The sequence below is a fragment of the Roseibium aggregatum genome (assembly GCF_017309185.1).
GTDB lineage: Bacteria > Pseudomonadota > Alphaproteobacteria > Rhizobiales > Stappiaceae > Roseibium > Roseibium aggregatum_B.
The window spans coordinates 631701-643967 of the sequence record NZ_JAEKJZ010000001.1 but is presented as its reverse complement, the minus strand read 5'-3'; the positions used below and the strand labels follow the sequence as shown (position 1 = coordinate 643967).

The window sequence follows — 12267 nt, the reverse complement described above, 5'->3', positions numbered from 1 at the left end:
GTCCCCTCGGCCTTCTCCCTACCGGTCCTTGTAGCCGTAATACCAGTAGGCGCCTTGCAGGTAGAGTTTGCGGAACGCGGCAACAGGGAACCTGGCGAAGGGTTTTTGGAGCGGGAGCGGAAGATCCTCCGGGCGCAGGTTGCCCAGGATCAGACCGGCCAGTTTCTCTCCGGAGATCGACGCCATGGCGACGCCGCTGCCGTGCCACCCCATGGCCGCGTAAACTCCTTCCATTTTCGGCACCGGACCGACAAATGGCAGCAGGTTTCGCGAGAGACAGACATGGCCGTACCAGCTGTACTCCGTCTCGACGCCGGCCCAGGCCGGGAACATGGCTTTGAAGTCGGCGCGGGCACGATTGTGCATGGCGCTGAGCGATGCGGCGTTTTCGAAGATGCCGCCGCGCGTGCCGAACAGGAACCTCCTGTCCGGCAACAGGCGAAAATAGTGAAGGAGAATGCGGGTGTCCGCCGCCATCGTCTCCGAGGTCCAGCCCTGGGCACTCAGTTCCGCGTCGCTCAGAGGACGGGTGACCTGGACCGAAGACATCACCGGCAAGGTACGGCCATGAAGCCATTTCGGCGCATCTTCTCTGGCATAGCCGTTTCCCGCCAGAATCACGGTCTTCGCACGCACGAAGCCATGTTCGGTCTCCATGCGCCAACGATCGCCATCCCGGCTGACGGCAGACACCGCCGACTTGCCGAATATCTTGCCACCGGCCGCACGCACCTTCGCGGCAAGCGCCAGGACGTATTTCATCGGGTTGAGCGCGAAGCCGTACGGCATGTGCAGACCGCCGTGGAAATCGGGACCGCCATAGCCCTGGCTCTCAAGCTCGTCCTTGTTCAGGATGCCGGCCCTGATGCCGAAACTCTCTTTCAGGAATGCCGCGTGGGCCTTCAGGTCGCTCAGGTCCTTCGGACGGTGCGCGAGATAGATTTCGCCGTTTGAATGGCAGTCGGCGTCAACGCCCCAGGTTTCAAGACGATGCCGGACCAGATTGATGCCCGCCACCTGATAGGCGACAAAGCGCCGGGCTTCTTCCAGGCCGAATTTCCGGATGAGCTGGCGTTCGTCGAGCTTGGTTCCTCCCAGACAGCAAAATCCGCCGTTGCGACCGGAGGCGCCGTAACCGACGTGCTCGCTTTCCAGAACGCAGACGGACACGCCGGCCTGGGCAAGCTTCAAGGCCGCGCTCAACCCGGCAAAGCCGGCGCCGATCACGGCGACGTCGAAAAGGGCATTGCCGATCAGTTGCCGGTCCTGCTTCACAACCGGGACGCTCGCTTCCCAGTAGCTTCCGATCGTCCGCAGCGGTTCCGGCTTCTGCAACATCTCAGATCCCAAGCCTGTCGCGCAGGGAAAACCAGGTCATGGCAAGAGCGAGTAGCGGTGAGCGGAACCGGTCTCCGCCCGGAAATGCGGGAATGTCCAGTTTCGCGAAGACATCGAACCGGCCCGTTATCCCCGCGACCGCTTCGGCGAGGATCTGTCCGCCCAGCGTGCCCATGGCGACCCCGTGCCCGGAATAGCCGGTCGCTGTCAGAACGTTGGGAGCCGGCCTTGCGAAATAAGGCATGCGTTTGGCCGTGATCGCCAGCGTTCCGCCCCAGCCGTAATCGATAGCGGCCTCTTCGAGCTGCGGAAAGATTTCCAGCATCGGTTTGCGCACGAAGGATTTTATGTCTTCCGGGAAGGCATAGCCGTAATTCTCGCCGCCGCCGAACAGAAGACGGCGGTCAGCGGAGAGCCGGAAGTAATTGATCACGAACTTGCTGTCGGCAACCGCGACATTGTCGCGGATGATCTTCTTCGCCTCGTCTTCGGAAAAGGGTTCGGTCGCGACGATGAAGTTGTTGATCGGCATGACGTGGGCGGCGGTGGTCTTGTCGAGTCGGCCGAGGTACCCGTTGCAGGCCAGGATCAGATGATCCGCGCGCACCGTTCCATGTTCTGTCTTGACCGTGATCCGCCCCTGCCCCGGATTGTCGAAGCCCGTGACCTTGGTCTCCTCGAAGATCGCCGCTCCGGCCTCGGCGGCGGCCTTTCCGATCCCCAGGGCGAAATTGAGCGGGTGCAGATGGCCCGCTCCCATGTCCAGAGATCCACCGAAATAGCGCGGACTACGGACCTGATCGCCGATTTCATCGCCGCTTATGAAGCGGATGTCCTCGTAACCGTAGACGAGACGCAGGTGCTCGACATAGTCGCGGCTGTCCTCGACGAAGCTCTTGCGGTGGTCGGCGTGAAGAATGCCCGGTGTGTAATCGCAGGCAATCCGATGCCGCGCGATCAGGTCTTTCACCAGGTTCTTGGAGTCTTCGGCAAGTTGCCAAAGGAGTTTGGCGTGGGCCAGTCCGTGGCGCTGCTCCAGAACCGTCTGCTCGACCCGCTGACCTGAGCCGACCTGTCCGCCATTGCGTCCCGAGGCACCCCAACCGATACGGTTCGCCTCCAGCAGTACCACATCAATGCCGCGTTCGGCCAGATGAAGCGCGGCCGAAAGACCTGTAAAGCCGGCGCCGACGACACAGACGGTGCAGCTTCTTTCGCCTTCAAGAGCCGGGTGGCATGTCTGCCAGTTCGCGGTTTCCGCATAAAAGGAAGGCGCGTGCAGACCTGGCGTATCGTTCGCCGTCAGGAGGTCGAGCTCTGTCAGCATGTCCCTTCGCCGTTTCCTCTGTCGGGTCCAATTACGGGTATTGAACGGGAGGCCACCTTCCCTTTTTCAGCACCCGGTTTCAAGATGAATTCGGATCTTAAAAATGCTAAATTTGTTTGATTTTGCAAACTCTTGAGACTCCCCTAACGGCAACTCAAACGCTTCAGGCCCGTTCAAATGACGCAAAACGAAGGCAAATCTGTGTTCGGTGCCGCAGAGCACCCCTGGCTCGACCCTGTCTGGCGCAGGATCGTTCTTGTCATCTTTTGCGCGGGGTGGACCGGCATGGAATATGCCTCCGGCGAAACGACGTGGGCCTTCATTGTCGGCGCCATTACGGTCTATGCTGCATGGGCGTATCTTTATGCCTATAAGGGACCGGATCATCCGTCCCGCAAGACTGCGGCTGAGACGGACGAGAGCGAAGGATAATCTCTTCCAATGGCTTCAGTCTCACGCTCTGGAACCAGGCTCTATTACCTGACCGTCCGCCGTTTTGCCTTTCTGTGTCTGCTTGGTCTGTCTGGCGGCGTTGCAGCCCCTGTCTGGAGCCTGGCGGCCGAACCGTCTCCGAAGCCTCTGTCCGGCATACAGGACGTGCTGAACAAGCGCTGCGTCGTCTGCCACGGCTGCTATGATGCTCCCTGCCAGCTCAAACTGTCGTCGCCGGACGGCTGGCTGCGCGGCGCGAGCAAGCAGAAGGTCTACGAATCCTCCCGTCTCGAGGACGCACCGATGACACGGCTTGGTATCGACGCCAAAACGGTGCCGGCTTGGCGGCGGAAGGGCTTTTTCTCCGTGACAGGGAACGAGACCGGAAGCGTCTCCGGACCGTCCATCATCGAGCAGTTGCTGCGACTGGGCCGCAAAACCCCATTCGATCTGGGGGCTGCCCTGCCAGACGACCTGAACATCTCACCCCTGCGCAAGAATGTCTGCACCGAGCCGTCTGACGTCGACAGCTATGTGGAAGAGCACCCCACCGGCGGCATGCCCTTTGCCACTGCCCCCCTGCCGGAAGAGGACTACCGCCGGCTTCTCACCTGGGCGAAAGACGGCTCCCCCGCACCCGGGCCTCAAAAGGAGCTGCCGGACGCAGTCGCCGTTCAGATGCGGGAGATCGAAGCCTTCCTCAACGCGGAGGGCCTCCGAAAGGAGCTTGTCGCCCGCTATATCTACGAACACCTCTTTCTGGCGCATCTTCATCTGGAGGAAGACAGCCCGGACAGGTTTTTCCGGCTTATCCGCTCCCGGACAGGGCCGGGACAGGCCCCGGACGAGATCCCGTCGCGGCGGCCCTTCGACGATCCGGGCGGCCCGTTCCACTACCGCCTTGTCCCGGTCGACGGCACGATCCTGCACAAGGAGCATATGGTCTACTCCATCGGTCCCAAGCGGCTCGAGCGCTACCATGCGCTTTTTCTTGGCGATGAATGGAGCCTCGACGCGCTACCGCCCTATTCCGTGGAGGCGGGCGGCAACCCGCTGTCGACCTTCGCCGCCATTCCCGCGCGCAGCCGCTACCGGTTCCTGCTGGACGACGCGCTCTTTTTCGTTCGCTCCTTCATCCGGGGGCCGGTCTGCTACGGGCAGGTCGCGGTCAATGTGATCGAGGACCGGTTCTGGGTCTCGTTTCTGGACCCGGATGCGGATCTCTCCGTCACCGACCCGGATTATCTGAAACGGGCGATCCCGATCCTGGAACTCCCGGTCGCCGACACGGACGCCAGTCTCCAGGACCGCCTCAAGAATTTCCTGCTCAACGGTCCGGTCAGGTATCAGGCCCTCCGGAGGGACAGGTACGCGCGCAAAAGCAAGGAGCAGGGCGGACCGGATTATGACGACATCTGGGACGGCGACGGTACGAACACCGGCGCGCGTCTGACGATCTACCGGAACTTTTCCTCCGCGTCCGTCGTCAGCGGGTTCGTCGGTTCGGTTCCTGAAACGGCCTGGGTGATCGATTTCCCGCAATTCGAGCGCATCTACTACAATCTGGTGGCCGGTTTCGACGTTTTCGGCAATGTGGAACACCAATTGGCCACCAGGCTCTACATGGACAGTCTGCGGCGGGAGGGCGAGAGGATGTTCCTGTCCTTCATGCCGCCCCAGATCCGCGAACCGATGCATGACGAATGGTACCGGGGACCGCTGGTCACACTTCTCGACCGCTGGAAGGAAAGCGCGCTCGACACGCGTTCGCCGTCAGGCATAGACTTCCGTACCGCTTTTCCGAAACCGGAATTTCTGACCGGGCTGTTGACGCTCGAACAGCGCCTCTGGCCCGTCCACGATCCGATCAACCGCTGCGCGGGGGAAGCCTGCGCCGCGCCGGACAGCATCGCCGGACAGCTGCGCCCGCTGACTGAAAAACCGGCGCCCTTCGCGAGGTTCATGCCTGACATCTCCGTGCTTCTGGCCGGGTCCGAGGGACAGGAGGAAGTGTTCACGCTGGCCCACGACATGGCGCATGCCAATGTTGCCTTCATCTTCAACGAAGACCTCCGCCGGGAACCGGAAAAGGACAGCCTGACAGTCGTTCCCGGCCAGTTCAGCAGCTACCCGAATTTTGTCTTCAGGGTAAAGGCGGAAGACGTGCCGGACTTCGTTCAGGCCGTGCGCGCGATCCGGAGCCAGCGAGATTATCTGAAGGTCATCGAGGCCTTCGGCCTGCGCCGGACCGACCCGGCATTCTGGTCCACCTACGACACGGTCCAGGCAGCGCTCAACGCCCAGGACGCTATCCAGGCCGGCCTGCTCGACCTGAACCGCTACAAGGACCCGAAACCGCTGGATCCGATCGAACAGCTGTTCGAATACACGTTTTCCCTGGATTGACGGTCAAGGATCACGCCCCGCCCAATTCCCGGATCATCCAGTTGCAGAAGGTCCGGGCATCCGGACCGATTTCCGGGCGCGGTCGTGCCGTCACAAGGTAATAGCTGTGCCGGCTCTTGAGCTTCCTGTCCGAGGACAGGATCAGGCGGCCGGCCTCCAGGAAAGGGCGTGCCAGGGTCTCCAGCACGAGCGCATGGCCGTGGCCGAGAGCCGCCAGTTCTAGCGCGGTGACAGATTGGTCCACCTGCAGTCCATTGCGGGCAGGCACCGCATGGCCGAAGGCGCGGAAGAAACTTTCCCAGGTATCGACCACGCCCATGATGTCGAGACGGGGCGCAAGTGCGAGGGCTTCGATGTCTTTCCTTGCACCGGGCAGAGCAAGGTCCGGATGACAGACCGGCACGATGGGGTCGTTCAGCAGGAATGTGACCGCACCGTCCGTCCAGCTTCCGTCTCCGAAGCGAATGTCGATGTCGAACAGATCCGGGTTGAGGGTCTCCGCCCAGGAGGCGGAGATCATCTGGAGATCGATGCCCGGATGCGCCTCCTGAAAGGCCGCGATCCGGGGGATCATCCACAAATGTCCAAAACTGTTGAGACAGCGGAAGCGAACCGGTTGGCGGTCACGCTCGCCGAACACGGAGACGGTGGCGATCGAAAGGTCCGAGAACGCCTTTTCGACCGAGGGCAGATAGGTCTGTCCCAGACGCGTCAGCACCAGTTCGCGGTGAACCCGGTCGAACAGCGGGTACCCCAATTGTTGCTCAAGCTGACGGACCTGATAACTGACGGCCGCCGGCGTGATCAGAAGCTCTTCCGCCGCGCGGGTGAAATTGCCCAGACGCGCCGCCGCCTCGAACGCACGCAGCCAGGGGAGAGGCGGCAGATGATAGGTCATGTTGTGAGGCCGCTCCTGCTTGTACCGATCGGAATGTTTTGTGACATCCGGACGAATGAAGTCCGGAGCATCAGCGCTCTCTTTCAAATTTTTTCGATGTTAAACCAAAATTTTTTTCGTTTCAGGATTTTGTCGAACTCCGGGACACTACGAACGGACCACTTTCAAGTTTGGCGCCGGATCTTATGGACAAGGTCGATTACATCATCGTTGGGGCCGGCTCCGCCGGATGTGTACTGGCGGAGCGGCTGAGCGCGGATCCGGAGACGACCGTCCTCCTTCTGGAGGCCGGCGGTTCGGACGCCTCCCCCTGGGTGTCGCTGCCGCTCGGCTACGCCAAACTGAACTCCGATCCGCAGCGCACCTGGCAATTCACGACCGAGCCGGACGAGGGCCTTGGCGGGCGTAGCATCGAATGGCCGCGGGGCCGTCTCATTGGCGGATCCGGGTCCATCAACGCCATGATCTACTGCCGCGGTCTACCCGGAGATTTCGAGGACTGGGAGACCGGTGGCGCAAAAGGCTGGGGCTGGCAGAGCGTCAAGGAGACTTTCGAGCGCCTTGAAACCAAGGTGTCGGTGTCCGGCGGAAAAGAGGGCGACGGTCCGATCCATGTGCAGAACGTCGCCAATCAGGTTCACAGGGTCAACCGGCACTTTTACGAGGCCGCCCGGGAAATCGGCCTGCCCTGGTCGGACGACTTCAACGGCGATTGTCCGGAAGGTGCCGGCATTTACACGATCAACACGCAAGACGGCATGCGCTGCTCCTCCGCGCGCGCCTACCTGCGGCCCGCCCGGTCGCGGAAAAACCTCTTCGTGCGCACCGGCGCGCAGGTGAAGCGCATTCTGTTCGACGGCGCGACGGCAACCGGGATCGAGCTTCTCGGCGGGGAAGTCTTCTACGCCTTTCACGAGGTAATCCTGTCGGCCGGCGCGATCGGTTCGCCGCAGCTTCTGCAGGTCTCCGGCGTGGGACCGGGAGACCTTCTGAGTGGCTTCGGCATTCCCGTGGTCCATGCAAACGAAAACGTCGGTGGCAACCTGCAGGACCATATCGCGGCGACCTATACGTTCCGGGCCAGGGAAGCGACGCTCAACGCCCTTTTGCGTCCTCTTTACGGTCAGGCGCTGGCCGCCCTGCAATATGCGGCAACGCGCAAAGGACCGCTTTCGCTCTCCGTCAACCAGTGCGGCGGCTTCGTGCGCTCGGACGAGACGCTGAACCGGCCGGACCAGCAGCTTTATTTCAACCCGATCAGCTACAGGCGCGTGCGCCGCTGGCGCGGCAGCCGGCACATCATCGACCCGTTCAACGGCTTTATCATCAGTGCGCAGCCGGCGCGGCCAACAAGCCGGGGGCGGATCGACATAAAAAGCGCGGACGCATCCTCCGCACCCCGGATCAGGCCGAATTCGCTTGCCACGGAAGCGGACAGGCGGTCGGTGATCGCGGGTGGACGTCTTTGCCAGAGGCTGATGCGAAGCAGGGCGCTCAGCGGCCTGGTGGAAGAGTCCATTGCCCCTCACCTTCCCCAGCTGGACGACGACGGTCTGCTGGAGGACTTCCGGGCGCGCGCCAGTACGGTCTACCATCCGGTTTCCACCTGCCGCATGGGCGAGGACCGCGCGGCCGCCGTGGTGGACAGCCGGCTGAAGGTGCACGGCATCGACCGGCTGCGGGTGGTCGACGCCTCGGCCTTTCCCAATATAACCTCGGGCAACACCAACGCCCCCACCATGATGCTGGCCCTGAAGGGTGCCGACATCATCCTTGAAGATCGCAAACGGGCCCATTCATGACAGTCCAGGACATCGCGCAAGACTATCTGACGACCGGACGGCTGACCGCCCTCCCCGACGGTCACTTCATTGACGGCAAGGCCTGCCCGGCCTCCAACCGGAAGATGGAGAGTTTCGATCCCGCCCGTGCCGAGGCCTTCGCGGAGTTTTCCCTCGGCAGCGAGGAGGACATGGACCGGGCCATCGCCGCGGCCGAGACAGCCGCGCGCCACTGGCGGCAGGTTACGCCAGCCGAGCGCTGCCGCGTCCTGAACGAGGTCGCCCGGGTCTTTCGCGCCAACGCCGACCGACTGGCGGTAATCGAGGTTGTCGACAGCGGCAAGACCCTTGCGGAAGCGATGGGCGACGTGCAGTCCTCCGCGCGGCTTTTCGAGTATTACGCGGGGGCGGCCGACAAGCTCGACGGCCGCTCCGTCAATCTCGGGTCTGCCTATACCGCCTTCACGGTGCGGGAGCCGGTCGGCGTCACCGGCCACATCATCCCCTGGAACTATCCCACCTCGACCTTCGCCCGAGGTGTCGCGCCGGCTCTGGCCGCCGGCTGCTCCGTCGTCGCCAAGCCCGCCGAGACCACCCCGTTCACCGCGCTCGTCATGGCGGAACTCCTTGCCGAGGCGGGTGTACCGGACGGGCTCGTGAATGTCGTCACCGGTCTCGGGTCCGATGTCGGAGCGCAGATGGCGCAGGACCCGCGCATCAAGCAGCTGACCTTCACCGGCTCGGTGACCACCGGCGTCAATGTCGCCCGGATGGCGGCCCCCAATGTCACCCGCCTGACCCTGGAACTCGGCGGAAAGTCGCCCTTGATCGCGTTCGAGGACGCCGATCCGGAAAAGGTCGCCGACGGGGCCTATTGGGCGATCTTCTCCAATTCCGGCCAGATCTGTTCGGCCGGCTCCCGGCTGATCCTGCACTCCGCGATCCGCGACGAAGTGCTTTCCATCCTGACGGAGCGGGCAGGCAAGATCAAAACCGCCCATGGACTGACCGGCCCCGACATGGGTGCGATCAATTCGGAGCTGCATCTTTCCCGCATCAAGGCCCATGTGGACGCCGCCAAGGCACGGGGCGCGAATATCCTGACCGGCGGCGACGTGACGACGGACCAGAACACCGGCAAGGGCTGGTTTTTCCAGCCGACCGTCATCGCCGATCTCGAGCCGGACGACCCCGCGGTTCAGGAGGAAATCTTCGGCCCGGTGCTCTCGGTCCAGAATTTCGAGACCGAAGACGAAGCCATTGCGCTCGCCAACGGCACGGAGTTCGGCCTGATCGCCAGCGTCTACACAAGAGACACGGGCCGCTCCATGCGGGTCGCCCATGCCATGGATTGCGGCCAGGTCTCGGTCAACGACTACTGGGCCGGCGGCCTGGAGCTTCCCTTCGGCGGCAACAAGAAATCCGGTTACGGCCGCGAAAAGGGCTGGGAAGGGCTCGACGCCTATACCAAGGTGAAGGCGATCACCATCAGCAACGCGAGCTAGGTCCCCTCATGAAACTCGACCAAATCGAGACCTTCGTCGTCGGCAATCCGCCGCCCCGGCACGGCGGGCGCTATTTCATCTTCGTCAAGCTCGTCACCGCCTGCGGCGTTACCGGCTACGGCGAGATCTACAACGCCACCTTCGGGCCGCATCTGGTGGCCGACATGGCGAAGGACGTGTTCCAGCGCCAGTTCGCAGGCGAAGACCCGCACCATATCGAGAAGCTCTGGCACAAGACCTACGGCGCCGGCTACACCCAGCGCCCGGATGTCTCGGTCATGGGGGTTCTGTCGGGCCTGGAAATGGCCTGCTGGGACATTATCGGCAAGGCGGCCGGCAAACCGGTCTACGAACTGCTGGGCGGCAAGGTCCACGAGCGGCTGAGGTCCTATACCTATCTCTATCCCTCGGACGGTGACGTCTATCCGGACCCGGACAAGCCCAATGTCTACAACGATCCGGACATGGCGGCGGAGGCGGCCGTCAAGGCGGTTGCCCAGGGTTTCACGGCGGTGAAGTTCGACCCGGCCGGCGCCTATACGATCTATGACGGCCACCAGCCGAGCCTGGAGGATCTGGAGCGCTCCGAAGCCTTTTGTCGCGCGATCCGAGAGGCGGTCGGCTCCAGGGCCGATCTTCTCTTCGGCACCCATGGCCAGTTCACCGTCTCCGGCGCGAAGCGGATGGCGCGACGGCTGGAAGCCTACGATCCCCTTTGGTTCGAGGAGCCGATCCCACCGGAAAAACCCGAAGACATGGCCGAGGTCGCGCGCTTCACCTCGATCCCTGTCGCCACCGGCGAGCGGCTCTGCACGAAATACGAGTTCTCCCGTGTTCTGGAAACCCGCGCCGCAAGCATCCTGCAGATGAACCTCGGCCGCGTGGGCGGTCTGCTGGAAGCCAAGAAAATCGCGGCCATGGCGGACTGTCACTCGGCCCAGATCGCTCCGCATCTTTACTGCGGTCCGCTGGTGGCGCTCGCCAACATCCAGCTCGCCACCTGCAGCCCGAATTTCCTGGTGCTGGAGTCGATCAGAACCTTCGACGGGTTCTATGCGGAACTCCTGAAGACACCGATCCGCTGGGAAGACGGCTATGTCATTCCCTCAGACGAGCCTGGGCTGGGGCACGATCTGAACGAGACGGTCGCGCGGGCGCATCCTTACGAAGGCGATGAGCTGCATCTGGGGTTTCAGGAGAAACCGGCACTGCCGTTGTGAGGGATAGGACATCTCAGATCGCGAGCCTGGGCAAGCCACCTACTCCGGGTCGATCAAGCACTGCCCACCGGCAAACACTTGCGTCCACTGCCTGATTTCAACTTTGTCACGCAACCCGGTTGGCCAAAACGGATCTGCCTTTACCAGATCCCAGGCTTGCTCGACGGTCTCAACATCAACCAGCCACAGGCCGCTTTTGACAGTGCCGTCGTCTTCCTTCAACGGACCTGCTGCGCGGATCGCATCCTTGTTGGCGCTCAGGAAAGCGAGATGCTGCCGCATGTGCCGCATTCGAATTTCTGGGTCGGCGCCGGCGTTATCGAGAAAACGAATGGTGTAGAGCATCGTGGCCTCCTGCGTTTTTTCAAAACCTATGCCTGCAAAAACGCATTCACAATTACCTCAATCGCAGATACCTTCTGCGTTTATGCAGATGATGAATTGGGATGACCTTCGCGTGTTACTCGCCGTTGCGCGTGCCGAGAGCCTGGGTGGGGCCGCGCAACTGCTGGGCCTCAATGCGACCACGGTTTCGCGCCGCGTCAAAGCCATGGAAAAACGCGCCGGGGCGGCTTTGATCCTGCGTGCGATATCAGGTCACATACAGCTCACACAACTCGGCCAATCGCTCGCCGATCAAGCCGAGAACATGGAGCGGCACGCCCATGCGGCAGCGGCCCTGGTCGGACAGGATCGCAATCCAAGCGGGACGGTGCGGCTGACAGCGGTTCCGTTCCTCTTGAACCGGTTGATAGCACCACGACTATCCGGTTTTTGCATGCGTTTCCCTGGCGTGAGCATCAGCCTCATCCCGGATGGTCACAACCTCAGCCTGACACGCCGCGAAGTGGACGTTGCTCTCCGGTTCGGCGAACCTCGAGAAGGCGGCAACGCGGTGCTGGCCCAAAAGCTTGGCTGCATCGCATTTTCCGTGTTCACCGCAAAAGTCGAGACGCCTCCGGCACCCGAGGAAAGGCCATGGCTTGGTTACGATCCGGTGGCAGCACATCTGCCTCAGGCCGCGTGGACCGAAGCCCTTGCGCAAAGCAGAGGCGAGAGGCGGTCGGCACTTTTGATGCGTGACCTCGAAACAGTGTTCGAAACGGTTGTGACGACACCGGCCAAAGCCCTGCTGCCGACGACCATAGCCAAGCGGGACCCGCGTCTGACCGCGCTGGCGTTGCCGCCGAACTCACCGGAGATGAACCGGGATGTCTGGCTCCTCCGAAACAGGTCCATGCGCGGCGTTGAACGCATCGATGCACTGATTGCATGGCTGAACGAAGCGAACTTGTTTGCATGATCGCAGGCACAGCCCGGAAATTCGCCATTGCCGAAGGCGCAGAGACCGTCAGGCGGC

General features: G+C 62.4%; 10 protein-coding genes. 6 read left to right on the top strand and 4 right to left on the bottom strand.

Annotated elements, in window-relative coordinates; all coding sequences use genetic code 11:
* Positions 1-18: 18 nt before the first annotated feature.
* Positions 19-1338, bottom strand: a complete 1320-nt coding sequence (locus JF539_RS02895; RefSeq protein ID WP_207138848.1) for an NAD(P)/FAD-dependent oxidoreductase — start codon at positions 1336-1338, stop codon at positions 19-21.
* Position 1339: 1 nt separating this feature from the next.
* Entirely contained in the window at positions 1340-2665 is a 1326-nt protein-coding gene (locus JF539_RS02890) for an NAD(P)/FAD-dependent oxidoreductase (protein ID WP_207138847.1), read from the bottom strand.
* Between the two features lie 177 nt (positions 2666-2842).
* On the opposite strand from JF539_RS02890, the gene JF539_RS02885 reads away from it, so the two are divergent.
* Positions 2843-3097, top strand: a complete 255-nt coding sequence (locus JF539_RS02885) for a hypothetical protein (RefSeq protein ID WP_207138846.1) — start codon at positions 2843-2845, stop codon at positions 3095-3097.
* Between the two features lie 9 nt (positions 3098-3106).
* A complete protein-coding gene (locus JF539_RS02880) occupies positions 3107-5503 on the top strand; it encodes a fatty acid cis/trans isomerase (protein WP_207138845.1) in 2397 nt (798 codons plus the stop codon).
* Between the two features lie 10 nt (positions 5504-5513).
* Here the strand turns inward: JF539_RS02880 and JF539_RS02875 are convergent, their stop codons facing one another.
* A complete protein-coding gene (locus tag JF539_RS02875) occupies positions 5514-6401 on the bottom strand; it encodes a LysR substrate-binding domain-containing protein (protein ID WP_207138844.1) in 888 nt (295 codons plus the stop codon).
* A 170-nt stretch (positions 6402-6571) separates the two neighbouring features.
* Here JF539_RS02875 and JF539_RS02870 point away from each other — a divergent pair, with 170 nt between their 5' ends.
* From JF539_RS02870 to JF539_RS02860, 3 genes are read left to right on the top strand one after another with little or no spacing between them, the layout of a single operon-like run.
* Complete coding sequence (locus tag JF539_RS02870; RefSeq protein WP_236042329.1) at positions 6572-8203, top strand: GMC family oxidoreductase; 1632 nt, start codon at positions 6572-6574, stop codon at positions 8201-8203.
* Positions 8200-9687: an aldehyde dehydrogenase family protein gene (locus JF539_RS02865; RefSeq protein ID WP_207138843.1), complete on the top strand. Its 1488-nt coding sequence runs from the start codon at positions 8200-8202 to the stop codon at positions 9685-9687. The genes JF539_RS02870 and JF539_RS02865 overlap by 4 nt, the downstream gene beginning before the upstream one ends.
* Before the next feature lie 8 nt (positions 9688-9695).
* The gene (locus tag JF539_RS02860) at positions 9696-10907 is read left to right on the top strand and encodes a mandelate racemase/muconate lactonizing enzyme family protein (protein ID WP_207138842.1); all 1212 of its coding nucleotides are present in this window, start codon (positions 9696-9698) and stop codon (positions 10905-10907) included.
* A gap of 39 nt (positions 10908-10946) precedes the next feature.
* Here JF539_RS02860 and JF539_RS02855 read toward each other — a convergent pair whose 3' ends face one another.
* Complete coding sequence (locus tag JF539_RS02855; RefSeq protein WP_207138841.1) at positions 10947-11252, bottom strand: YciI family protein; 306 nt, start codon at positions 11250-11252, stop codon at positions 10947-10949.
* A 1-nt stretch (position 11253) separates the two neighbouring features.
* Between JF539_RS02855 and JF539_RS02850 the strand changes: the two genes are divergently transcribed.
* The gene (locus JF539_RS02850) at positions 11254-12210 is read left to right on the top strand and encodes a LysR family transcriptional regulator (protein ID WP_207138840.1); all 957 of its coding nucleotides are present in this window, start codon (positions 11254-11256) and stop codon (positions 12208-12210) included.
* Positions 12211-12267: the final 57 nt, after the last annotated feature.